Here is a 24,307-nt window from a genome sequence, read left to right on the forward strand (position 1 = left end):
GGTCACGACCAAGGCAGCGAGAATGTCTTCACATTGGTGTAGCTCTTCATCGCTTCGATGACGCCTTCCTTGTAGCCGTTGCCCGAATCCTTGATGCCGCCGAAGGGCGACATCTCGATGCGGTAGCCCGGCACTTCCCAGATGTTGACCGTGCCGACCTGCAGGCCCGCAATGTATTTCTGCATGCGCGGAAAGGAGTTGGTGCAGACACCCGACGACAGGCCGAAGGCGGTCGAGTTGGAGAGTGCTATCAGCGCCTCGTCATCGTCCGGCGCGCGCACGATCGGGATGATCGGCCCGAACGTTTCTTCCATCACCAGTTCGGACGTATGCGGCACGCGATCGACGACGATCGGCGGCAGCAGCGCACCCTGCCTGCCCGGATTGTAGAGAATTTCGGCGCCTTGCTCCGCGGCCATGTGGACGCGGGTTTCGAACAATGCCGCGGCCTTCTCGTGCACGACGGTGCCGAGATCGGTCGAGCGGTCCATCGGATCGCCGAAGCGGATTCTTTTCGCCCGCTCCAAAACCAACGGGACGAAACGGTCGGCGACGCTTTCCTGGACAAGGATGCGCTTGACCGCCGTGCAGCGTTGGCCGGAGTTCTTCGTTGCACCGGCCACCGCGAGATCGGCCGCCTTGGCGAGATCGTCATCGGAGAGATCGTTGAGGATGATCAGCGGATCGTTGCCGCCGAGTTCCAGCACCTGGCGTTTATAGCCGGCGGTACGGGCAATCATCTTGCCGACCGGCACGCCGCCGGTAAAGGTGATGAGATCGATGTTCTCGTTGGTGATCATCTCGTTGCCGATATCGGCCGGCCAGCCGGTCACCACCGACAGCATTTCCGGCGGCAGTCCGGCTTCGTAGAGAATGTCGGCCAGAAGCAGCGCCGTCATCGGTGTCAATTCGGTCGGCTTCACCACCACGCAATTGTTGGTGGCGATCGCCGGCGCCACCTTGTGCGACACCATGTTGAGCGGATGGTTGAAGGGCGTAATCGCCGAAATCGCCTTCAGCGGCTCGCGGGTGGTGAAGATCTTGCGCGCCTTACCGTGCGGGGTGAGGTCGCAGGAGAAGATCTGGCCGTCATCCTGGATGCACATCTGCGCCGACAGCGTGAACACGTCATAGGCACGACCGACCTCATAGAGCGAGTCGGTCTTGGAGATGCCGAGTTCGAGCGTGATGAGATCGGAGATCTCTTCGCGGCGCGACGCCAGCGCTTCAGCGGTGCGAAACAGGATCTGCTGGCGCTCGTAGCGCGTCAGTTTCGACTTGTAGCCAGCGGCGATCCCGAAGGCTTTTCGCGCATGCTCGGCGCGACCGGCTGGCACGGTGCCAATGACTGCGTTGGTGTAGGGGTAGTGAACCGGGACGACGTCATCGGCGTCGACCTTGTGACCCGCTATGCGCATCGGCTCGTGGCGAACTTTGATTGAGGTGTCGAGCTTGGTCATTTCGAGTTCCCGGTCCTCGGTAGGCAACATTGATCTTCCATCAGCAAGGCCACCGCGTCTCGGCAATGGCTTCCCTCACTCCGTCGCCGCTTCGCGGCGCCACCTCTTCCCCCTCCGGAGGGAGAGGAAGGGAGCCATGGTCGGCCAGATCGGCGCCCTTCCTCTCCCCGTCGATCGGGGGAGAGGTGGCCCGAAGGGCCGGAGTGGGGGTCGACCGGCGCCATGATGGACGGCCACATACCCGCTGGCGCCCAATTCACTCAGCCCGCTAGCGCCGCCGCCATCGTCGCATAGTAGAAGGCGTCGAAATTGCGCAGCGTCGGCTCGTTCGGCAGGTCGGGCAGCACACGATTGACGATGAACGGCACCTCCTGCTCGGTCAGCCCGCCATGCGAGCGCAGCGGCTCGTTGAGGGCCGCCAGATCATGGCGATGCTCCGACGTGCCGATCGTCTTGTTCTCGGTCGAGATCAGCACGATGTCGCCGATCCTATCGGCAGGAAGCTCGAAGCGCTCGCAGGCGGTCGGGCTGTCGACGACCAGCATGATGCCGTCTGTCTTGGCGAGCCGTGCCATGATGCCGGCCTGGTCGGCGCCATCGGGCAGATAGGCGGTGGCGAAGGAACCGAGCGCGCCGTGGTGGACGACATAGGGGTCGGTGATCGGCAGGATGACACGGGCGGCATCCTTGCCGAGCCACTCGTCGAGCAGGTCCTGGACATAGACCACATCTGGCGAACCGTCCGCCTTATGCTTGGGCTTCATGCCATGGTCGGCGGTGACGACGATCGCCGCGCCCAGCGCATCGAGTTCGGCCAGGTACTTGTCGAACATCTCGTAGAAGGCGTTGGCCTGGGGCACGCCCGGCGCGTATTTGTGCTGCACATAGTCTGTCGTCGTCAGGTACATGATGTCGGGACGGAATTCCCTGAGCAGTTGGACACCGGCGGCAAAGACGAACTCCGACAGTTCGGCCGAATAGACTTCAGGCACCGGCAGTCCGAAGTGCTTGGAGGCATTGTCGATGCCGTGCTCGGCCTTGGTGGTGGTGTCGGACTTTTCCGCCGAGAAGCACAGTGCGCGGCCCTCATCGAAAGCCAGTCCCTTGCCGAGCAACGCGCGCAACTTGTCCTTGGCGGTGACCACGGCAACCCTGGCGCCGGCATCGTAGAAGGCCTGGAAGATCGTCGGCGCGCGCAGGAAGCGCGGGTCGTTCATCATCACTTCCTTGCCGGTCTCGCGCTCGTAGAGATAGTTGCCGCAAATGCCATGCACCGACGGCGGACGGCCGGTGGCGATCGACAGATTGTTGGGGTTGGTGAAGCTCGGAATGACCGAGTGCGCGAAACGCACCGTGCCCTTCTCCTTGATCCTGACCAGAGCCGGCATCAGCCCGGCCTTGATCGCCTCGTCGAGATAGGCCGGCTCGCAGCCGTCAAGGCAGATGGCGATGGCCGGCACGCGCGGCCAGGCGTAGGTGCGGCCGTTGACGGCGACATTGACGGGAGACATCTGGTTCATCTGATATCCTCGAAATCGGCCGCGTCAGGCGGCGAGTTTGGCGCGCTCGGCGATTGCCGCGGCAGGTGGGGCGGCGGTGTCGACGCCCATTTCATCAAGCGATTGCGCCGCCGCCTCGACGACGCGGCGCATCACATGTTCGTCCATCTGGCCGATGCAGCCAACGCGGAAGGAATCCACGACCGTCAGCTTGCCCGGATAGATGATGAAACCCTTGTCCTTCATCAGTTCGTAGAAACGATCGAAGGCGAAGTTGGCGTGGGCCGGATTGAAGAAGGTGACGATGATCGGCGACAGCCAGCGATCCCTGAGCAGCGTCTCGAAGCCGAGCTCGCGCATGCCGGCAACCATGACGTCACGGTTCCTGGTGTAGCGGGCGCCGCGGCCGGCGACGCCGCCTTCGGCCTCGTGCTGGCGCAGCGCTTCGAGGAAAGCGGCGACGACATGGGTCGGTGGGGTGTAGCGCCACTGGCCTGTCTTGTTCATGTGCGCCCATTGCGCATGGACATCGAGCGACAGCGAATGGCTGCGGCCCTTGGCGGCTTCCAGTTCGCTCTTGCGGGCGATGATGAAGCCAAAGCCCGGCACGCCCTCGATGCATTTGTTGGCGGACGAGACCATCGCCTCGTAACGGATCTCGTTGACGTCGAGCGCGACGGCGCCGAAGGCGCTCATGGAATCGACCAGCAGCTTGCGGCCCTTTGCATGGACCGCTTCGGCAATCTCGGCGACCGGATTGAGGATGCCCGAGCTGGTCTCGCAATGGATAGCGATGACATGGGTGATGGCGGGGTCCGCCTCGAGAGCGGCCGCCACCTCGTCGCCGCGCGGCGGCAGGTAGTCGCCCTTGTCGATCAGCGTATAGGCGCGGCCGAGATATTGCATGGTCTGCGCGGCACGCAGGCCGTAGGCGCCGTTGGCCAGCACCAGCACCTTGCCGTCCCTGGGCACGAACGAACCGAGCATCGCCTCGACGCAGAAGGAACCGCTGCCCTGCATCGGCACGCAATCAAACTCGTCGTTCGCGTCCCCGGTCAGTGCCAGCAGGCGGCGGCGCATGTCTGATGTCATTGCACGGAAGTCGCCGTCCCAGGATCCCCAGTCGCGCAGCATCGCCTGCTTGACCGAATAGGCCGTGGTGAGCGGGCCCGGGGTCAGCAGATACGGCTCGCCCAGCGCCGGCCTGGCCAGCGGCTCCGCGGCAAATTTCGTCTCGGCGAGCATGGTGTCCTCCGACAGATCGCTGCTGCTTTTTATGTGGCCTCATTCTTGGCCCGCACGACGTATTTGTAAAATCGTTATTTTGTATCGAAGTATCGATTCTGACGATAGTCAGCGAGGGCCACGCGATACAAATCGCATCCGGTCATGACACGGTTGTGAAGCCGGATAAGTTCGCCTTTTCAACATAAGCCAAATCGTTCATTTCTGACTTTTGAAAATCCAGGCTTATGGTAGATTACCCGCAATTCCGGTGCCTCGAGGTGACAAAGATGCGCTATGTCCAGCTGCGAGCCTTTCATCAAGTAGCGATCTCCGGCGGTTTTTCGCGGGCCGCCGAAGCGCTGTTCCTGACCCAGCCCGCCATATCGGATCAGGTGCGCAAGCTGGAGGAAGAGTATGACGTGCTGCTGTTCAACCGGAACAAGAAGCAGGTCACGCTGACCCATTCGGGCCAAAAACTGCTCGAGATAACCCATCGCATGTTCGATACCGAGCAGCAGGCGCTGGAACTTCTGACGGAGTCGCGCGCGTTGCGTTCCGGCACGCTGCGCATCGTTGCCGATGCCGCGCACCATTTGCTGCATATCCTCGGCAGCTTCCGGGCCCGCTATCCCGGCGTCCAGGTTTCGGTGCGCGCCGGCAACACCGAGACGGTGATCAGCAGCCTCTACAGCTACGATGCCGATATCGGCGTGCTGGGCGAGGTGCCGACCGGGCGCGATTTCGAGGTGCTGAAACTGAATTCGACGCCGATAATCGCCTTCACCTCCATCGACCATCCGCTGTCGGGCAAGAAGTCGCTGACGCTGAAACAACTCGCGCAGGAACCACTTGTCATGCGCGAGCGCGGTTCGAAGACGCGCCAGAAGCTCGAGGACCTGGCCGCGGCGTCGAAGGTTGAACTCAGGCCAGTGATCGAGGCGGAGGGCCGCGAAGCCGTCCGCGAGATCGTGGCCTCGGGTGCCGGCATCGGCTTTGTCTCGGCGGCCGAGTTCGGCCAGGATTCGCGTCTGGTGGCGATCACCATCGACGCACCCGAAACCCTGATGGACGAAGCGCTGATCTGCCTGCGCGAGCGCAGCGGCGGCAAGCTCGTGCGTGCCTTTCTCGATATGGCGCGCTCGATGTCGGCGGATTAAGCGGCGGCCCTGATCTCTAACGCATCCGCCTTCACCCGCTCCGACTTCGGATCGTAGGGGCTGCGCAGATGCGCTGTGGCGGCATGGCGCACGCCGGCAAGGTCGATTTCGAAACGCCCGCTGGCAAGGAACGCGGCATCGACGCCGGCTTCATTCTCGATCAGCCCGAGCGCCACCGATCGGCCGAGCGTGTGGCCGTAGGCGGCTGAGCGAACCTCACCGACCGGCCTGCCGTCGCGCAGGATCAGTTCGCCGCCCCACAGCATCGGCTCGGCATCGTCCAGCGTGAACAGCACGATCCGTTTTGCCGGTGCCTTTGACGACCTTGCCTCGACCAGTGCGTCGCGGCCGATGAAGCCGCCCGGCTTGTCCATGGCGACAGCGAAGCCAAGCCCGGCCTGCCAGGGATTGATATCAGGCGTCAATTCCCTGCCCCAGGCGCGAAAACCCTTTTCGATGCGCAAGGCGTCGAGTGCGTAGTAACCAGCATCGATCAGCCCAAATTCACGGCCCGCTTCATGCAGCGCCTCGTAGACGCCGACGGCGAACTCGGTCGGCACGATCAGTTCCCAGCCGAGTTCTCCGACATAGGTCATGCGATTGGCATAGGCGGTGGCGTAGCCGATATCGATCTCGCGGATGGTGGAGAAGGGGAAACCGGCATTGGAAAGGTCTGCCGACGACAATTTGCCGAGGAGGCCGCGCGAGCGTGGCCCCATCACAGCCAGCAGCGCATAGGACGAGGTGACGTCGGTCAGGATCGCATGGGCATCGGATGGGCTGTTCTTGACGATCCAGTCAGCGTCGTGGACCGCTTGCGCCGAGCCGGTGACAATGAGGAATTTTTCCGTGGCAAGCCGCATCACGGTGAGATCGCTTTCATAGCCACCGCGCGCGTTGAGCACACCGGTGTAAACCGAGGTGCCCACCGGCACGTCGATATTGCCGGCGCAGATCCGGTTGAGCACCGCGCAGGCGTCAAGGCCCTGGACAAGAAGCTTGGCGAAGGAGGTCTGGTCGAAGATGGCGACGGCTTCGCGCGTCGCTTTCATCTCGCGCCGGACCGCCTCGTGCCAGTTCTGGCAGCCAAAGGCATAGTCATTCTCGGCCTTCTCTCCCGGGGCCGCGAACCAGTTGGCGCGCTCCCATCCCATCTTGGAGCCGAAGCAGGCACCCTTGGCGGCGAGCCGGTCATAGAGTGGCGAGCGGCGGAACGGCCTTGCGGTATCCAGTTCGCGGTTCGGCCAAGGCATGGCGTAGTGCAGGCCGAGCGTCTCCTTGACCCGGTCATGCAGCCAGCGCGGATTGTTGTTGAAGGAGGCGAAGCGCCTGATATCGACCGGCCAGAGATCCATGGTCGGCGCGCCGTTGACGATCCATTCGGCGAGCGCCCTGCCCGCGCCGCCGGCGCTGGCAATGCCCATCGAGTTGAAGCCGGCGCCGACATAGAAATTCTTCAGCTCCGGCGCCTCACCCAGGATGAAGTTGTTGTCCGGCGTGAAGCTCTCGGGGCCGTTGTAGAATTTCTTGACCTCGGTCTCAGCCAATTGCGGCACGCGGACCAGCGCGTTTTCCATCAGGATCTCGAACTGGTCCCAATCGTCGGGCAACAGCGCGAATTCGAAATTTTCGGGAATGCCGTTCATGCCCCATGGCTTGGCATGCGGCTCGAAGCCGCCCATGACCAGGCCGCCGACCTCTTCCTTGAAGTAGATGAAGCCGTCGGGGTCACGCATGACAGGCAGATCCGGATGCACGCCCTCGATCCTGCCGGTGACGATGTACATATGCTCGGCCGAGTGCAGCGGCACCGAGACGCCGCACATCAGCCCGACCTCGCGCGCCCATTGACCGGCGCAGTTGACGACGATCTCGGCCGCGATGTCGCCGCGATCCGTCTCGACACCACGGACGACGCCGTTCCTGACGCTGATGCCGGTGACCTTGACCCGCTCGAAGATTTTCGCCCCGCGGTTACGCGCGCCCTTGGCCAGCGATTGCGTCAGATCCGTTGGATTGGCCTTGCCGTCGCCCGGCAACCAGACGGCGCCGACCAGATCGTCCGTCGCCATCACCGGCCATAGATTTCCGGCTTCCCTGGGCGAGATGACATCGATCTCCACCCCTTGAGCACGGGCCGAAGCGGCCGTGCGCTTCAGCACTGTCATCCGGTCGGCGGTACGCGCCACCGACAGCGAGCCGCAATTCTTCCAGCCGGTGGCAAGACCGGTCTCGGCCTCCAGTTCGCTGTAGAGCTGCGTGGAATAGCGGATCAGGCTGGTCATGTTGGAGTGGCTGCGTAACTGCCCGACCAGGCCGGCGGCATGCCAGGTGGTGCCGCCGCTGAGTTGGCCCTGCTCGAGCAGGACGACATCGGTCCAACCAAGCCTGGTCAGATGATAGGCGACCGAGCAGCCGATAATGCCGCCGCCGACAACGACAACCCGTGCCTGGGAGGGAAATTCATGTGCCATGAGCGTTCCGCCATGTGAGGAATGGCCGGCACACTAACACAGGAAAGTCAAATATCAACTCAAAAAATCACAAAAAATCACATCAGCATTGCCACGATGAGTTCAGGCCCCTTTTGCGAAAGTGCTTCGACAAGCGCCGGTTCGGGACTGGCGTCGACGATCACTCCGGCAGCGCGGTCGAAGTTTGGGATCCTGAGCGGCGTCAGCTTGCCGAACTTGCTGCTGTCGAGCACGAAATAGGCCTTGCCGCCGAGCGCGATCATGCGGCCACGCTGCTCGGCCCCGGCGCGAGTGAAGTCGGTCACCTCTCCGTCCGGTGACAGGGCACCGCCGCCCAGAAAGGCGATGTCGACGCGAAAGCGGGCCATGGCATCGAGCGTGTCGATGCCGGAAGCCGCTTCCTCGCCCGGATCGATCTCGCCACCCAGCATGTGCACGCGCATGCCGGGGACATGGCACAGATGCAGTGCGATCTTCAGGCTGGCGGTGCAAATGGTGAGATCGCGCAGGCCGGCCATGGCTTGCGCGACAGCAAAAGTGGTGGTGCCGGAATCGAGGAAGACAACCATTCCGTCCTTGATCAGGCCGGCGGCCGCCTTGCCGATTGCCGCCTTGCCTGGGGTATTTTCCTGGCTACGCAGGCTCATCGCCGGTTCACTCGGCTCGAAGCGGGCGGCACCGCCATGCACGATGCCGAGCCGGCCCTGGTCCGCAAGCAGCTTCAGGTCACGGCGGATGGTTTCGCGCGAGACATCGAAGAACTCGGCCAGTTCGGCGACGCTGACGGAACCCTGGGCGCTGAGCCGCCTGAAGATCTCATCGTGGCGGCGCGGGGCAAGGGCGCGCGCCGGCAAGTGACTGACGGGAGACATGGCGATCCTCGCGGGGGCATTGATGTTGCAATATGTGGCAGCTAACGGATATTGACGCAACTGCACCTGGCGTGCCGGCATCGATCAGCCCTCGGCATTGCCTGTCGGGGCTCGTATTTTTCGCGACAGACCGCCACCCTCTATCGCTTTGACGAGCGTCTCGCTTCCTTCGCGCAGATGCCGCCGCAGAATGCTCACGGCCGTCTTGCCGTCGCGCTGGCGGCAGGCGGCCAATAGGTCGCGATGCTCGCTCTGCGAGCGCGCACGATAGTCGAGGTTCGATAAGAGGATGCGGACATAGCGATCGGCGGCGTTGTGATGCGCCTCGATCAGGCCGAGCAGACGCCGGTTGCCGCAGGCATTGTAGAGCGACAGATGAAAGGTGCGGTTCAGGGCACCCCAGCGGCCGATATTGCGCTCCGCATCGATCTGATCGAGCGCCTGTTCGGCCTCGTCGAGCCTGCCGCCGGACAAGACGGGCACGGACAGCCGCAGCGCTTCGCACTCGAGCAATTCGCGCACGGCGTAGATCTCGCTGATTTCGGCGCCATCCATGCGGGCGACATGCGCGCCCTTGGTCGGATGGATGGAGACAATGCCCTCCGCCTCCAATTGGCGAAGGGCGTCTCGAATCGGCATGCGGCTGAAGCCGAACTGCTCGGCTAAGTCGTCCTGGCGCAGCGCGGTTCCCGCCTTCAGCGTCCCGCTGGCTATGGCCTCGCGCAGGACATTGGCAACCTGCTCGGCCACGGTCTGCGGCCTCCCAATCAGGCTTTCGGAAAATCCGCGCAATCGATGCTCCCCTGACACGCGATATCCAGCCTAGTGGAAAAGCACTGGGGATATAAGTATCCTCGTGTACGAGCGGGGTCCGATTGCAGTCTGGCGCCGACTGCCGGCGCCTTAGGCTGCGGCGGCTGGCCGCCCAACCGGGATCGGATCGGCGCTTGCCGGCTCCGTGTATCGCATACGCATACGCAGGAACGGTGCTTCGACACAGGTGTAGCTGAGATAGCCGATCGGGATCGTCGCCAGGAAGCACAGGCCGGACCAGACGCAAGCAAGGTAGAAGTTGCTGATATTCATGACGTTCGTGTTTATGAACGCGGCAAGCTGCATGACGAAGAACAGGTGCAGAAGGTAGATCGAGTAGCTGTAAGCGCCTGCCTTCTCCACGACCTTGAAAGGCAGGCTGGTTCGCTTCCTTGGAAAACTTGTGTCGTAGTAGGCAATGCCGAAGGAATAGGCCGCCGCCTCCAGCGTTGGCAGTATGATCCATATCGAATGGGGCGACGGATAACTCCCAAGCTGGTAAAATCCGCCGGCGGCATCGAACCACCAGAAGAACCCCGAAAATGCCATGAGAACGACCAATGCCAGCCAGTGCCGATCTTTGGCATGGGCACGGAGATGAAAAGCGAGAATGCCGGCCAGAAACTGATCGGCATGGCCTATGATGGTCCAGGCCGCCGCCAACTGCACCTCGCCGAGATGCACGTAGAGCGCCGACCTCAGCAAAATCGCTGCCGCGATGAATAGCAAGGGCGCGAACAGGAAGCGTCTGGACGCCATCAGCAGGAACGGCAGCAGAATGTAGAAGTGGGCTTCCACGGTTATCGACCAGCCGCCGCTCGGAAGAGTCGGGAAAATCAACCCCTTGCCAACATCGGTGAAATACTCGCCCAGGGGCTGGCCCGCCTCATATCTGCGGCAAGCCTCGATTGCTATCACGGCCAGCAAAAGCGGAAGCAGCCTCAGCGCTCGGTTGGCAAAGAAGGGCAGATACCTGACTTGTTTTCCATCGAGAAGCTTGGCGAACAGATAACCTGAGAGCGCCATGAACAGTGAAACGCCGGTGTTTCCTTCATCCAGCAGGCTGAAGATGGGTAAAGCCGGCACGAAGCCATAAGGAACCGGACCATCGGGAGACTGGTGAAGGAAATGCCAGGTGAAGACCAGAAAAGCCGCAAGGCCACGAATATGGTCCAGCGCCGGATAATGCTCTCCAGTCGAAGACTTCATGATTCAGACCAAGCGCCCCGTGCCTTGAACGATCGTCGCCACTGCGCCCGGCCAGCAATGGCACCGGAGCGGGGATTCCAACCCGCCCATGCCTACTTTGTCTGTCTCTCGTTAATTTTGATTTCCATGTGCCGGGAAAATCTATTCCAGAACAGCCCAGCGAGCGGATAGCCTCCCACCGGAACTGTCGTAAGGGGCCACGACGGGCGGCCCGATCGCGGCCTCAGGCCTGTCGCGCAATATGCAGGCCGTCCATGTCTCTGTCTTGTTCGAGCAAAGACCGATTGATCAATCGACCTGCACGGCGACCACCGCCACGCAGTCGCCGGCCTTGACCAGCCCTGGAAAATGCCGAGCCGCCAGCATGCCCGACATTTTTGCCCGGATTTCCAGCGGAGCGATGCCGGTGCGGCCAACGGAGTGGATGCGCGCCAGAACCGAGCCTTCCTGGACGGGCTCGCCGAGATCGACCATGGTCTCGATCATGCCGTCGTCCTCGGCGAAGGAGAAGCAATCGCCGGACGGCATGTCCAGCCACTGAGTTCTGCCCTTCTCGACCGCACCGGCAACAATGCCGGCATGGCGCAACACATTGAGAATGCCGCGCCGCGCGATCCGCACCGTTTGCGCGCGTGAGGTGCCGCCGCCGCCAAGCTCGGTGCTGACGAACACCTTGCCCATTTCCTCCGCTGCCGTGTCGTACATGCCGACGGCATCGATCTCGATCATACGCATCGAGAACGGGGCAGAGAATGCCGCCACCGCATCGAAGGCTTTCTGCTCGAGCGCCTTGTCGGGCAAAGTGTGCGCGGCGCAGAACGGGACGAAGTCCAGCGTCCTTCCACCAGAGTGAAAATCGAACACGATGTCGGCGCGGGGCAGTAATTCGCGCTGGAAATAGTCGGCGATCTTCTCTGTCACCGTACCATCCGGCCGGCCGGGAAAGCTGCGGTTCATGTTGCCTTTGTCGATCGGCGATGTCCGCGTGCCGGCTCTGAAAGCAGGATAGTTCATCGCCGGCACGATGATCACCGTGCCGCTGACTTGCGCGGGATCGAGCGTACGGGCGAGATCGTAGAGCGCCAGCGGCCCTTCATACTCGTCGCCATGGTTGCCGCCGGAAAGCAACGCCGCCGGTCCCTTGCCGTTGCGGATGACGCAGATCGGGATCATCACCGAACCCCAGGCAGAGTCGTCTCGGCTGTAGGGCAGGCGCAGGAAACCGTGCTGGACACCGTCGCGGTCGAAATCGACGGTCGGTGCGATCGGCGACGGGCGGAGGCTGGACAGCGGGCTCAATTCTTCACCACCAGTTTGCGCGGCACATTGGCCAGGCACTCTACACCGGTTTCGGTGATCAAGATGGATTCGGTGATTTCCAGGCCCATCGTCTCCAGCCACAGGCCGGTCATGAAATGGAAGGTCATGCCGGGCTTGAGTTCGGTGCGGTCGCCGGGGCGCAGGCTCATTGTGCGCTCGCCCCAATCCGGTGGATAGGACAGGCCGATCGAGTAGCCGGTACGATTGTCCTTGACGATGCCGTATTTCTTCAAGACGGAGAAGAAGGCGTTGGCAATGTCCTCGCAAGCGTTGCCGGGCTTTGCGGCCGCCAGCCCGGCCTCCATGCCTTCCAGCGTCGCTTTCTCGGCATCGAGAAATTCCTGCGTCGGTTTGCCGAGGAAGACGGTGCGCGACAGCGGGCAATGGTAGCGGTTGTAGCAGCCGGCGATCTCGAAGAAGGTACCCTCGCCCCGCTTCATCGGCTGGTCGTCCCAGGTCAGGTGTGGCGCTGAAGCGTCCACGCCCGAGGGCAGCAGCGGGACGATCGCCGGATAGTCGCCGCCGATACCGTCAACGCCGCGCGTGCCGGCGTCATAGATCTCGGCGACGAGGTCGCATTTGCGCATGCCGACTTCCATTCTGTCGACGATGCGCTGATGCATGGCTTCGACGATGCGGGCGGCCTTGCGCATATAGTCGATCTCGGTCGGGCTCTTCACCGCGCGCTGCCAGTTGACCAGGGCGGTGGCATCGACGAAGCGGGCATTGGGCAGATGCTTCTGCAGCGAGGCGAACGCAGCGGCCGAGAACCAGTAATTGTCCATCTCGACGCCGATGGTGAGCTTGCCCCAACCGCGATCGGCCAACACGCTCGACAGGAAGTCCATCGGATGGCGCTCGGTCGACTGCACGTAGTGGTCGGCGTAGCCGACGATGTTGTTATGCGCGAGATAGGCGGTGCGTTTGGCGCCATTGGCGTCCTGGCCTCGGCCATACCACACCGGCTCGCCCGACGGCGGCACGATGACCGCCTGGTGCACATAGAACGACCAGCCGTCATAGCCGGTCAGCCAGGCCATGTTGGAGGGGTCGCTGACAACAAGGAGATCGATGCCCTTGACCTCCATGGCTTTCCGCGTTTTCGCGAGGCGATCGGCAAATTCGCCGCGCGAGAATTTCAGGTTTGGTTGCATTGTTCTGGGTCCTCGTTTGTTGGAGCTTGCGCATGATCTTTTTCGGAAAACCGGTTTCCGCTTTTCCGGATCATGCTCCTGCGGCCAGCATCAGCTTTCAAAAATGGTTCCGGCGTTGGTCGCCCACGCGCGTTCGCGGGCGAGCGTGGCGATCGCGGTATCCTGCACGCCAGTGCCGGTGAGATCAGCGATGGTGATGTCGCTGGCCGAGCGCCGGCCATGTTTGACGCCGGCGATGATCTGGCCGAGTTCGATGACTTCAGCATCAGCCGCCATCACTCCCGCCGCGATCGCATGGTGGAGCTCGCCCAGCCGCCGTGTCTGGCGGGCGCTATCAGCGACATAGAGATCGGCCATGCGCAGGATCGCAGGCGCGATCTCGTTCTTGTGCTCGGCGTCCGAGCCCATGGCGGTGATGTGCTGGCCGGCGGACACAAAGCCGGCCTTGATCAGCGGCTCGGTCGACGGCGTGGTGGTAACGACGATGTCGGCGCCGGCAACGGCGCTTGGCGCGTCACGCTCGGCGCGCACGACAATGCCCAGTCTTTCGCTCAAGCGGGCAGCGGTGGCTTCGGCCTTGGCGGCATCGCGCGCCCAGATGCGTGCTTCCTTGATCGGCCTGACAAGGCGCAGTGCCTCCAATTGCAAACCTGCCTGCAAACCGGCGCCGAAGATCGCCGCTACGGTGGAGTCTTCGCGCGACAGATGCTTTGCCGCGACCGCGCCTGCCGCGGCGGTGCGGACATCGGTCAGGTAGCCATTGTCGAGCAGCAGCGCTTCGACCACACCCGTCTTTGCCGAAAGCAGCACCATCATGCCGCCACCGCTCGGCAGGCCGAGTTTTGGATTGTCGAAGAAGCCGGAGCTGATCTTGACGGCGAAGCCGTCGATACCGGGTACGTAGGCGGACTTCACGTCGACCTCGCCGCGATGTTCCGGGATGTCGAGCCGCAGGATCGGCGGCATCGCCACCGGCAAGGTGGCGAGCGCGCGAAAAGCGTTTTCGACGCAGGTAATGGCGTCGAGGTCGAGCGTCACGATCTTGCGCAGCTCTCTCTCGGTGAGGACCGTCATTCGGCTCATGCGGCACGCTCCGCGATCGCCGCACCGCAGATGATCCCGCGGTGCGCATTCATGTCGATGTTGCGGCCGGAGAGCAGCACCACCACAGGTCCTTTCGTCTTGACCTTGCCGGCGAGCAGGGCGGCGATGCCGACCGCGCCGGCACCCTCGACGACCTCGCGTTCCTGTTCGTAGGCATGGCGGATGCCGGCGGCGATCTCGTCCTCGCTGAGCAGAATGACATCGTCGAGCAGGTCACGGCACATGGCGAAAGTCAGCCTGTTGTCGAGGCCGATGCCGCCGCCGAGCGAATCCGCGAGCGTCGGCAATTCCTCCACGAGAACGGGGTGGCCGGCATCGAGGCTCGCTTTCATCGCGGCACCCCGCGCCATCGAAACCCCGATGATTTTTGTCCCGGGGCTGACAGCCTTCACCGCTGCGGCAACGCCGGCGGCCAAACCACCGCCGGAGAGCTGCACGAGAACGAGATCGGCATTCGGGACCTGCTCGATCATCTCCAGCCCGAGCGTGCCTTGCCCGGCGATGATGGCGGGATGATCGAAGGGCGGTAGCATCAACAGCCCCTCCTGCGCCACCAGCCGCTCGACCTCCTGCTGCGCGTCGTCCTGGCTGTTGCCGACGATGCGGACCTCGGCGCCGAGCCGGCGGATTTCGTCGAGCTTGTTCCGGGGCACCAGACGCGACATGCAGATAACGGCGCGCATGCCTTCGAGTTTCGCCGCGTGCGCCAGTGCCCGACCGTGATTGCCGGTCGAGGCAGCAACGACACCGCGCGTCTTCTCTCCCGCGCTGAGCGAGGCGACGGCATTCGAGGCGCCACGCAGTTTGAAGCTACCGGTGGTCTGGCGGTGCTCGAGCTTGAGGTAAACCGGCACGCCAAAGCGTTCCGTAAGGCTCTGGGACGTGACGGTTGGTGTCCGCTCGACCTTGTTGCGAATTCGCTCGCGCGCGGCATGGATATCGCTCAGGCTCACTGTCGCCATAGTGGTCAGTCGCGCGGCAAAGGCAGCGTCATCAGACGGCCGAATTCAGGATGGGCTGTGTCGTCGCCACACAGCCGCAGACAATTCCAGGCGCTGGCCTGGTTGCTGGTGACCACCGGGCGACCGATCGCCTGTTCCATCCCTGTGACCGCAAGAGCGCCGCGCAGCGCCGTGCAGGACACGAACAGGGCGTCGGCCTGCGGGTGGGTCGTCTGCCGCGCGAGATCGACAAGCGCTGCCGGCGGAATCCGCGCCATCTCGCGATCGTCCTCAAAGCCGAGACAGGTGAAGCTGGCGATCTCGAAGCCACGCGCCGCGAAATACGTCGCCATCGGCCTGGAGGTTTCGACCGTGTAGGGCGTCAGGATGCTGATACGACGCACGCCAAAGGCGTTCAGCCCGCGCACGCCTGCCATCGGCGGCGTGACCACGGGAATGCCTGATTTGGCGGCCTGGATTGCCGTCTCGATTTCGGCATCGCCGATCACCACCGAGGCCGAGGTGCAGGAATAGCAGATCGCGTCGAGCTTTTCGTCAGGCAGGATCAATGCCGCGCCTGCCGTCAGCGCCGGCTGCATCTTGCGCAGGTTTTCCGGCGTTGTCGGATTGGCATAAGGGATGCGCGCGACATAGACGCCGATGCGCTCGCTCGCGACCATGCGGCGAAAGTCCGGTTCGCTGGTGTGATCCGTGGCCAGGATGATCAGGCCGATACGCTTGTCGAGCGGACGATCATCGAGCAATGGCCGCTTCGGATGGACTGTGATTTCGGGCAAGGGTTTCATCGGTTACCTCTCGATCTTGCCGTAACGACGCTCCAGCCAGCGCAGCAGCACGACCGAACAAAGACTGATGGCGAGGAAGAAGGCGCCAACCAGCGTGATCGGCTCCAGATAACGATAGTAGGTGTTGGCGACGCTTTTCGCCTGGTTCATCAATTCCAGTACGGTGATCGCCGAAAGCAGCGGCGTCTCCTTGAACATGGCGATGAAATAGTTGGCCAGCGCCGGTATCATCGGTGGGATGGCCTGTGGGATGATGATGTGCGTCCAGGTCTGCCGGGCGTTGAGGTTGCAGGCCTTGGCGGCCTCCCACTGGCCACGCGGTACATTGTCGATGCCGGCGCGGTAGACCTCCGCCGTGTAGGTGCCGTAATGCAGCCCAAGCCCGATGACACCGGCAACGAGCGGCGGCAGAAGAATGCCGATGTCGGGCAGCACGTAGAAGATGAAATAGAGCTGCACCAGGAGCGGTGTGCCGCGGATGAATTCGGCCGCCCAGCCGACGGTACGCGACAGCACCTTGTTGGGCGAGCGGCGCGCCAGCGCAATGCCCAGCCCGACGATCGCCGCCAGCACCGAGCCGAGCAGCGTCGCCAGGATGGTGATCTTCACCCCCTGGATCAGCGTCGGCAGGATCTGCAGGACAAAATCCCAATCCCAATCCATCAGCGAACCCTTGCCATCAGCGCGCCCCGGCCATCAGACACGCACTCCGTCAAGGCCGCGCGCCATGCGGCGCTCCAGCGAGCGCACGCCCCATGAGATGAGCAGCGCCAGGATGAAATAGATGACCAGGATGGTTGCGAACGGCACCATGGTGTTGCCGGTCTGGGCGCGCACCACCTGCGCCTGGAAGGTGAGATCCGCGAGCGAGATGAGAGAGACGACCGATGTCGCCTTGAGCAATTCGATGGCGTTGTTGCCGAAGGTCGGCAGCATCACCAGAAACGCCTGCGGCAGGATGACGTGGCGCAGGCCTTGCCAGCGGCCGAGATTGAGCGCGATGCAGGCTTCATGCTGTTCGCGGCCGATCGATTGCACGGCGCCGCGCACCACCTCGGCGGCATAGGCGCCGACATTCAGGCCGAGCGCCAAGACGCCGGCCTGCAGCGGGGTCAGTTCGAAACCCACCAAGGGCAACACGAAATAGGCGAAGAACAGCTGCACGAAGATCGACGTGCCGCGGAAGAATTCGATATAGGCGGTGGCAAGCGCGCGCAGCATGAAGAAGCGCGACAGTCGCCCCATGCCGGCAAGAAAGGCCATGATCAGCGCAAGCACCGACCCCATCAGCGTCAGCTCGATGGTGACAAGCGCTCCCTGCAATATCAGGCCGAAATAGCCGGACCACTGGGTCATGTAATTCGAGGTTTCCAACGTTAGGTTTAGGAGCCTTCTCCCCGTTCACGGGGAGAAGGCAAAAATCACTTCGCGGCGCAGAGCTTCTCGCGCGTCGTCGACATCGCGGCGGCGGCCGAGAAGCCGTAAGGCTCGATGATCTTGGCGAAATCGCCCGACTTCTTCATCTTGGCGAGCTCGACGTCGAAGGCATCGCGCAGCGCCTCGTCGCCCTTCTTGAAGGCGGCGCCATCGCAATAGACCGGCGCACCCTGCACCGGCGCGATAACCTCGAGGTTCGGATCATTGGCCTTTTTCATCAGATCGTTGATCGACAGAACCGGCAGCGAGTAAGCGTCGATGCGGCCATCCTGAACCATCTTCAGGCCGCTCTGGCCGTCCGGCACGACGATGACACGTTCGCGCGGCACGCCGGCGTTGAGCGCCAGTTTCTCCTCGGTGCCGCCGCCGGGCGCGCCGATGGTGGCGGATGTGTCCTTGGCGACGTCCTCGTAGCTCTTGAAGCCCTTCGGATTGCCCTTCTTCACCAGCATCGCCTCGGCGTCGCACAGCACCGGTTCGGAATAGGCGACCGCGGCGCAACGCTCCGGCTTCATGAACAGGCCGGCGGTGACGACATCGAAGCGACCGGCCTGCAGGCCGGGGATCATGGCGCCATATTCCGAGATCGAGGCAACGACATCGGCGACGCCCAGCCGCTTGAAGATCTCGCGCGCCACGTCGGGCGCGGCGCCCGAAACCTTGCCGTCGGCGGCGACCGCCGTATAGGGCGGTTCATTTGCGATGGCGAGGCGGGCGAAGCCCTGCGACTTGAGCTGCTCGAGCTTGCTGTCGTCGGCCGAGCCCGGAATCGAGGCGGCCAGCACCGCCGTCAGTGCAAGGCCGGCGACGCCGGCCAGAATGCCAAGTTTCTTCATTGTTCCCAACTCCTTGTTTCTTGGTTTTGTCATTTTGGTTTTGATTGCGGGACGGCTTCGCCTTCCCTCAGGCATGGCGGTCAGACGCGATGTCCAGCCGCGATGATCTTCTTCAGGAAGCCTTGCGTGCGCTCCTGCTTGGGATGGCGGAAAATCTCGTCGGGCTTGCCTTCCTCGACGATCTTGCCGCGATCGAAGAACAGCACCCGGTCGGCGAAGTCGTGGGCGAAGCCCATCTCATGAGTGACCAGCAGCATGGTCATGTCGGTCTCGGCGCAGAGCCGCCACAAGACGTTCAACACCTCCTCGACCAGCTCCGGATCGAGCGCCGATGTCACCTCGTCGAACAGCATGATCTTGGGCTGCAGAGCGAGTGCCCTGGCGATCGCCACGCGCTGCTTCTGGCCGCCGGACAGCTGCGCCGGCATCGCCTTGGCCTTGTCGGCCATGCCGACCATGTCGAGCAGCTCCATCGCCCGCTTCTCGGCGGCAGCGCGCGGCGTGCCCTTGGTCAGCATCGGCGCCAGCGTCACATTGTCGATGACGCTCTTGTGTGGAAACAGGTTGAACAGCTGGAAGACCATGCCGATCTTCTGGCGCATCCGCGCCAGATGCCGCTCGTCGGCCGGCAGCAGCTGGCCGTTGCGCTCCATGTGGTAAAGATGTTCGCCCTCGATCTGGATGTGGCCGCCGTCGATGCGCTCCAGCGTCATCAGGATGCGCAGGATCGTCGTCTTGCCCGAGCCGGAGGGGCCGATCAGGGCCAGCTTCTCGCGCGGCATGACCTGCATCGACAGGCCGTCCAGCACCTTGAAGGCGCCGAAGCTCTTCGAAATGGCATCGACCTTGATGATGGGTGCGGACAAATGAATTTCCCCGTGCTGGAGAAGCCTGTGCCCTTAACGATGCGGAACGCGCCAAATCATGTCAATTGGGAAAATAATATCATGACAATTATTCTGATTCCGCACAATTTCGAAGCATAGTCGGCCTAAATCGCCAGCAGCAGATGCTCCGGATCGCCAAGCAAGAGCTTGGTGACAACGCCGAGACCGGCGCGCAGTTCCCCTTCGGTGGTCGAGCCCAGCGAGATACGGACAGCCGGATGCCAGGGCGCATCCGAAATGCGGAAGGATGTGCCAGGGGCGATCGCCACGCCCTGCAGCCGGGCCTGGGCGACAAAGCCCTCCTCGGCGCGGTCGTCGGGCAGCTGCAGCCAGACGTGCAGCCCGTCGCGCCGGGCGCGATAGTCGATCCCGGCAAGCACCTCCGCTGCGATATCCTGCCGCCGCCGCAGGGCCGTGCGCTGCCAGCGGACGAGTTCCATCGCGGTGCCGTCGGTCACCCATTTGGTGGCGATCTCGGCCACCAGCGGCGTTGCCATCCAGTTGGAGACCAGGTGCCGGTTGGCGACAGCGGCGACATAGCGGTCGGGCGCGGCGAGATAGCCGATGCGCAGGCCGGGCACGGTGATCTTGGTGAAGGAGGTGACGTAGAGCGTGCGCTCCGGGGCGAAGGCGGCAACCGGCGGCGGCCGGTCCTCGACCAGCGGCCCCAGCACATCGTTCTCGATGATGGCGATGTCGTGCTTGCGCGCGACCGCGGCGATCTCGGCGCGCCGTGCCGCATCCATCAGCGTTGCCGTCGGATTGATCACGGAGGGCTGCACAAACACGGCGCGGATGTCGGAAAGCCTGCAGGCCTCGTCCAGCGCTTCCGGGATCAGGCCATTGTCGTCGATCGGCAGGCCTTCGAGGTTGAAGCCGAGATAGCGCGCCAGCGGCACCAGCGTGTGATGGCCGATCGCCTCGGTGGCGACGGTCGATCCCGGCGGCGCCACGCTCATCAGCGCCACCGTCATGCCGGCGGTGGCGCCGTTGGTCAGGCTGATGTTCTGCGCCGAGGCCTCGAGCCCGCACAGTTTCAGCCATTCGACCGCCACGGCACGATGGCGCGGAAACACCATGTTGGGCCGGAAGGACAGCGCCGAACTCGACGGCAGGTTTTCGGCTAGCCAGCCCAGCGCCTGCTTCAACCGCTCCAGATGCATAGGCTCGCAGACCGGCTTCAGGATGGACAGGTCGATGACCTCGCCGAGACGCTCCGGCAGGTAGGGCGGCTCCGGTTCGCGGCGCTGCGTCTGGACAAAGCTGCCACGACCGATCTCGCCCGAAATCAGGCCGCGCCGGATCAGTTCCTCATAGGCGCGGCTGACCGTTTGCACCGACAGTTTGAGGTCATCGGCCAGGCGGCGATGCGTGGGCAGACGGGCGCCATTGGCGAGGCGCCCGTCATGGATGGCACGCGCGAACTGGTCTGCCAGCGATTGATAGGCTGGCCGCCGGATGAGCGCGGGATCTGGTTGCCACAATGTCATGACTTATTAGAGATCGAAATCAGTGCAATTGACAATCGAAATAATGCGCCATCATGGTACCGTGGACGAAAAAGTGGGCTCTGATGACTACTGCGAAACTCGACGCTATCGACCTCAAAATCCTCGACGCCATCCAGCGCGACGGGCGCATCACCAAGCTGGCGCTGGCCGAGCAGGTGGGACTGTCGCCGACGCCGTGCTGGATGCGGCTGCGCAAGCTGGAAAAGGCCGGCATCGTTTCGGGCTATCACGCCCGGATCGCCATGCGCGTCGTGGCGCCGGTCGCCACCGTACTGATGGAGGTGACGCTGGCCAGCCACCGCCAGGCTGATTTCGACCGCTTCGAGCGCGTCATCCGAGACATCCCCGAGATTGTCGCCTGCTGGTCGGTGGGCGGCGGCGTCGATTATCTGCTGAAGGTGATGGCGCGCGACATCGACGCCTACCAGCGGCTGGTCGACGGCTTGCTCGAGCGCGAGATCGGGATCGACCGCTACTTCACCTACATCGTGACCAAGACGGTGAAGGAAGAGATCGCGCTTCCCATCGCCGAGTTGCTGCCGGCGTCGCCGTAGTGCCGGAGAGATCGTCTGCCGAGACAGCACAATAGAGAGAATCTCTCTGCTTCAGGGCGCCCAAACAGCCTCTCTGTCCGCGCATGACGGATAGTCTTCCCGCATCAGTCCGAACCGGGAGGCCTCGACCATGTCCGCGCATTTCGCCCGCTCGCATCGCCACGAAGCGCTCGACCGCCTCGCAGACCGCCGGCTGTTGCGCGAACTCGCCTATGTCGACGGCCATTGGACGGCGAGCGAGGCCGCCGAAAGTTTTGAGGTCACCGATCCGGCGACCGGCACCACCGTTGCCTTCGTTGCCGCGCTGGATGCGCGGCAAACGACAAAAGCGATCGATGCCGCCGCGCGCGCTTTTCCTGCCTGGCGGTCGCTGCTGCCGCAGGAGCGGTCAAAAATCCTGCGAAAATGGTTCGAGCTGATCATCGGCGCCAAGGAGGACCTCGCCCTGCTGATGACGCTGGAACAGGGCAAGCCGCTGCAGGAGTCGCTCGGCGAAATCGACTACGCCGCCTCCTTCGTCGAATGGTACGCGGAGGAAGCCAAGCGCCTCAACGCCGAGAGCGTCACCAGCCATCTGCCGTACGCGGAAATGATGGTGCGGCGCGAACCGCTCGGTGTCGTCGGCGTCGTCACGCCGTGGAATTTTCCGTCGGCCATGTTGACCCGCAAGGCCGCCGCCGCCCTTGCCGCCGGCTGCACCATCGTCGCGCACCCGTCCTCGGAAACGCCGCTGTCGGCGCTGGCGCTGGCCGAACTTGGCGAGCGCGCCGGCCTGCCGGCCGGCGTCTTCAACATCGTCACCGGCAAGGCCGCGACGATCGTCGGGCGGATGTGCGAGGATCCGCGAATCCGTGCCATGAGCTTTACCGGCTCGACCGAAATCGGCAGGCTCATCGCGGCGCAAAGCGCGCCGACGATGAAGCGGCTGGTGATGGAACTCGGTGGCCACGCGCCGCTGATCGTCTTTGCCGATGCCGATCTGGACAAGGCCATGAGCATTGCCATCGATGCCAAATTCGCCACATCGGGTCAGGATTGCCTTGCCGCCAACCGGATCTATGTCCAGCGTCCGCTCTACGAGCGCTTCTGCGCCGCCTTTGCGAGGCGCATCGAGGCGCTGCGGACCGGTAACGGCCTTGTCGATAAAACCGACATCGGACCGCTGATGCATGAGCGCGCCGTCACAAAGGTCGAGGAGCAGGTCGCCGATGCGCTTGCCCATGGCGCGCGCTGTCTCACTGGCGGCAGGCGGCATCAGGCCGGGTCATTGTTCTACCAGCCGACACTGCTGGCCGATGTCACCGATGAGGCGTTGATCATGCACGAAGAGACCTTCGGGCCGGTCGCGGCGGTCACGCCCTTCGACAGCGAGGATGAGGTCATCGGACGGGCCAACGCCACCGAATACGGCCTGGTCGCCTATGTCGTGACAGAGAACGGCGCGCGCCAGCAGCGCATGGGCCGCGCGCTCGACTATGGCATGGTTGCCGTCAATCGCGTCAAGATCACCGGCGCGCCGATCCCGTTTGGCGGCGTCAAGCAATCCGGCATCGGCCGCGAAGGTTCGCGCCATGGGCTGGAGGCTTTCACCGATCTCAAATATCTCTGCCTGGATGTGGCGTAAGCCGCGCCCGGTTTGTCTTTCAAGGAGTCAAGAAAATGCTCGACCAGTCCAACGAACTCAATGCCTGGGATCGCGACCACTTCTTCCATCCCTCGACGCATATGGGCACGCATGCGCGGGGTGAGAGCCCGACCCGCATCATGGCCGGCGGTGAAGGCGTCACCGTGTGGGACAACAATGGCAAGAAGAGCATCGATGCCTTTGCCGGCCTCTATTGCGTCAATGTCGGCTACGGCCGCCAGAAGATCGCCGATGCGATCGCAACCCAAGCGAAGAACCTTGCCTATTATCATGCGTATGTCGGCCACGGCACCGAGGCCTCGATCACGCTTGCCAAGATGATCATCGACCGCGCGCCGAAGGGCATGTCGAGGGTCTATTTCGGCCTCTCCGGCTCGGACGCCAACGAAACCAACATCAAGCTGATCTGGTACTACAACAATGTGCTGGGCCGGCCGGAGAAGAAGAAGATCATCTCGCGCTGGCGCGGCTATCACGGCTCGGGCGTGATGACCGGTTCGCTGACCGGGCTCGACCTGTTCCACAACGCCTTCGACCTGCCGCGCGCGCCGGTGCTGCACACCGAAGCGCCTTACTATTTCCGCCGCGCCGACCGCTCGATGAGCGAGGAGCAGTTCTCGCAGCATTGTGCCGACAAGCTCGAGGAGATGATCCTGGCCGAAGGGCCCGAAACGGTTGCCGCCTTCATCGGCGAGCCGATCCTCGGCACGGGCGGCATCGTGCCGCCGCCGGCCGGCTACTGGGAGAAGATCCAGGCCGTGCTGAAGAAGTATGACGTGCTGCTGGTCGCCGACGAGGTGGTGACGGGTTTCGGCCGGCTGGGCACCATGTTCGGCTCCGATCACTACGGCATCAAGCCGGATCTGATCACCATCGCCAAGGGGCTGACCTCGGCCTATGCGCCACTTTCGGGCGTCATTGTCGCCGACAAGGTGTGGCAGGTGCTGGTCGAAGGTTCCGACAAGCTCGGCTCGCTCGGCCATGGCTGGACCTATTCTGCGCATCCGATCTGCGTTGCCGCGGGCGTGGCCAATCTCGAACTGATCGACGAGATGGATCTGGTGACAAATGCCCGCGAGACCGGCGCCTATTTCCGGGCCGAACTGGCAAAGGCAGTCGGCGGCCACAGACACGTCGGCGACGTGCGCGGCGACGGCATGCTGGCGGCGGTCGAGTTCGTCGCCGACAAGGACGACCGGGTGTTCTTCGATGCTTCGCAAAAGATCGGTCCGCAAGTGGCGACGGCGCTCGCCGCCAGCGGCGTCATCGGCCGCGCCATGCCGCAGGGCGACATACTCGGCTTCGCGCCGCCGCTGTGCCTGACGCGCGAAGAAGCCGACATCGTGGTGGCCAAGACCGCCGATGCGGTGAAAAGCGTGTTTGCCAATCTCTAAGATCGAC

The 24,307-nt window shown here is 63.3% G+C and carries 21 protein-coding genes; 4 read left to right on the forward strand and 17 right to left on the reverse strand.

Features of this window, described 5'->3' with window-relative positions; translation table 11 throughout:
* Window positions 1-2: 2 nt before the first annotated feature.
* From phnY to MesoLj_RS29980, 3 genes are all read right to left on the reverse strand, one after another.
* Window positions 3-1,460, reverse strand: coding sequence for a phosphonoacetaldehyde dehydrogenase (gene phnY / locus MesoLj_RS29970; RefSeq protein WP_202327523.1), 1,458 nt, complete (start codon window positions 1,458-1,460; stop codon window positions 3-5).
* Window positions 1,461-1,720: 260 nt separating this feature from the next.
* Window positions 1,721-2,980 (reverse strand): phosphonoacetate hydrolase, encoded by a 1,260-nt coding sequence (gene phnA, locus MesoLj_RS29975; protein ID WP_202323564.1) that lies wholly within the window; start codon window positions 2,978-2,980, stop codon window positions 1,721-1,723.
* 24 nt (window positions 2,981-3,004) lie between these two features.
* Window positions 3,005-4,204 (reverse strand): 2-aminoethylphosphonate--pyruvate transaminase, encoded by a 1,200-nt coding sequence (locus tag MesoLj_RS29980; protein WP_202323565.1) that lies wholly within the window; start codon window positions 4,202-4,204, stop codon window positions 3,005-3,007.
* 269 nt (window positions 4,205-4,473) lie between these two features.
* Between MesoLj_RS29980 and MesoLj_RS29985 the strand changes: the two genes are divergently transcribed.
* The gene (locus tag MesoLj_RS29985) at window positions 4,474-5,343 is read left to right on the forward strand and encodes a LysR substrate-binding domain-containing protein (RefSeq protein ID WP_140769439.1); all 870 of its coding nucleotides are present in this window, start codon (window positions 4,474-4,476) and stop codon (window positions 5,341-5,343) included.
* On the opposite strand, the gene MesoLj_RS29990 is transcribed toward MesoLj_RS29985, so the two are convergent.
* The 14 genes from MesoLj_RS29990 to ehuR all read right to left on the reverse strand — a co-directional run bounded on the left by MesoLj_RS29990 (window position 5,340) and on the right by ehuR (window position 20,686).
* On the reverse strand, window positions 5,340-7,817 hold the full coding sequence (locus MesoLj_RS29990) for a GcvT family protein (protein WP_202323566.1): 2,478 nt from the start codon (window positions 7,815-7,817) through the stop codon (window positions 5,340-5,342). The genes MesoLj_RS29985 and MesoLj_RS29990 overlap by 4 nt on opposite strands.
* Before the next feature lie 77 nt (window positions 7,818-7,894).
* A complete protein-coding gene (locus tag MesoLj_RS29995; RefSeq protein WP_202323567.1) occupies window positions 7,895-8,689 on the reverse strand; it encodes a DeoR/GlpR family DNA-binding transcription regulator in 795 nt (264 codons plus the stop codon).
* Between the two features lie 84 nt (window positions 8,690-8,773).
* Complete coding sequence (locus MesoLj_RS30000) at window positions 8,774-9,439, reverse strand: GntR family transcriptional regulator (RefSeq protein WP_244735200.1); 666 nt, start codon at window positions 9,437-9,439, stop codon at window positions 8,774-8,776.
* Window positions 9,440-9,592: 153 nt separating this feature from the next.
* Window positions 9,593-10,711, reverse strand: coding sequence for an acyltransferase family protein (locus MesoLj_RS30005; protein WP_202323569.1), 1,119 nt, complete (start codon window positions 10,709-10,711; stop codon window positions 9,593-9,595).
* 288 nt (window positions 10,712-10,999) lie between these two features.
* Entirely contained in the window at window positions 11,000-12,001 is a 1,002-nt protein-coding gene (gene doeB / locus MesoLj_RS30010) for a N(2)-acetyl-L-2,4-diaminobutanoate deacetylase DoeB (RefSeq protein WP_202327524.1), read from the reverse strand.
* 5 nt (window positions 12,002-12,006) lie between these two features.
* The gene (doeA, locus tag MesoLj_RS30015; protein WP_202323570.1) at window positions 12,007-13,185 is read right to left on the reverse strand and encodes an ectoine hydrolase DoeA; all 1,179 of its coding nucleotides are present in this window, start codon (window positions 13,183-13,185) and stop codon (window positions 12,007-12,009) included.
* 90 nt (window positions 13,186-13,275) lie between these two features.
* On the reverse strand, window positions 13,276-14,268 hold the full coding sequence (locus MesoLj_RS30020) for a cyclodeaminase (RefSeq protein WP_202323571.1): 993 nt from the start codon (window positions 14,266-14,268) through the stop codon (window positions 13,276-13,278).
* Window positions 14,265-15,251: a hydroxyectoine utilization dehydratase EutB gene (gene eutB, locus MesoLj_RS30025; RefSeq protein WP_202323572.1), complete on the reverse strand. Its 987-nt coding sequence runs from the start codon at window positions 15,249-15,251 to the stop codon at window positions 14,265-14,267. The genes MesoLj_RS30020 and eutB overlap by 4 nt, the downstream gene beginning before the upstream one ends.
* A gap of 5 nt (window positions 15,252-15,256) precedes the next feature.
* Complete coding sequence (eutA, locus tag MesoLj_RS30030; protein ID WP_202323573.1) at window positions 15,257-16,036, reverse strand: ectoine utilization protein EutA; 780 nt, start codon at window positions 16,034-16,036, stop codon at window positions 15,257-15,259.
* A 3-nt stretch (window positions 16,037-16,039) separates the two neighbouring features.
* Entirely contained in the window at window positions 16,040-16,699 is a 660-nt protein-coding gene (ehuD, locus tag MesoLj_RS30035; RefSeq protein WP_140769455.1) for an ectoine/hydroxyectoine ABC transporter permease subunit EhuD, read from the reverse strand.
* A gap of 33 nt (window positions 16,700-16,732) precedes the next feature.
* Complete coding sequence (gene ehuC / locus MesoLj_RS30040; protein ID WP_202323574.1) at window positions 16,733-17,392, reverse strand: ectoine/hydroxyectoine ABC transporter permease subunit EhuC; 660 nt, start codon at window positions 17,390-17,392, stop codon at window positions 16,733-16,735.
* Window positions 17,393-17,457: 65 nt separating this feature from the next.
* Window positions 17,458-18,309 (reverse strand): ectoine/hydroxyectoine ABC transporter substrate-binding protein EhuB, encoded by an 852-nt coding sequence (gene ehuB / locus MesoLj_RS30045; protein ID WP_140769459.1) that lies wholly within the window; start codon window positions 18,307-18,309, stop codon window positions 17,458-17,460.
* An 80-nt stretch (window positions 18,310-18,389) separates the two neighbouring features.
* Window positions 18,390-19,175 (reverse strand): ectoine/hydroxyectoine ABC transporter ATP-binding protein EhuA, encoded by a 786-nt coding sequence (ehuA, locus tag MesoLj_RS30050; RefSeq protein WP_274609139.1) that lies wholly within the window; start codon window positions 19,173-19,175, stop codon window positions 18,390-18,392.
* Between the two features lie 125 nt (window positions 19,176-19,300).
* Complete coding sequence (ehuR, locus tag MesoLj_RS30055) at window positions 19,301-20,686, reverse strand: MocR-like ectoine utilization transcription factor EhuR (protein WP_140769463.1); 1,386 nt, start codon at window positions 20,684-20,686, stop codon at window positions 19,301-19,303.
* Between the two features lie 83 nt (window positions 20,687-20,769).
* On the opposite strand from ehuR, the gene MesoLj_RS30060 reads away from it, so the two are divergent.
* The 3 genes from MesoLj_RS30060 (at window position 20,770) to MesoLj_RS30070 (ending at window position 24,300) form a co-directional block, all read left to right on the forward strand.
* On the forward strand, window positions 20,770-21,261 hold the full coding sequence (locus MesoLj_RS30060) for an Lrp/AsnC family transcriptional regulator (protein ID WP_202323575.1): 492 nt from the start codon (window positions 20,770-20,772) through the stop codon (window positions 21,259-21,261).
* 130 nt (window positions 21,262-21,391) lie between these two features.
* The gene (locus tag MesoLj_RS30065) at window positions 21,392-22,885 is read left to right on the forward strand and encodes an NAD-dependent succinate-semialdehyde dehydrogenase (RefSeq protein WP_202323576.1); all 1,494 of its coding nucleotides are present in this window, start codon (window positions 21,392-21,394) and stop codon (window positions 22,883-22,885) included.
* Between the two features lie 35 nt (window positions 22,886-22,920).
* Window positions 22,921-24,300 (forward strand): aspartate aminotransferase family protein, encoded by a 1,380-nt coding sequence (locus MesoLj_RS30070; RefSeq protein ID WP_202323577.1) that lies wholly within the window; start codon window positions 22,921-22,923, stop codon window positions 24,298-24,300.
* The last annotated feature ends 7 nt before the right edge of the window (window positions 24,301-24,307 follow it).

This window comes from Mesorhizobium sp. 113-3-9, from assembly GCF_016756515.1.
Lineage (GTDB): Bacteria > Pseudomonadota > Alphaproteobacteria > Rhizobiales > Rhizobiaceae > Mesorhizobium.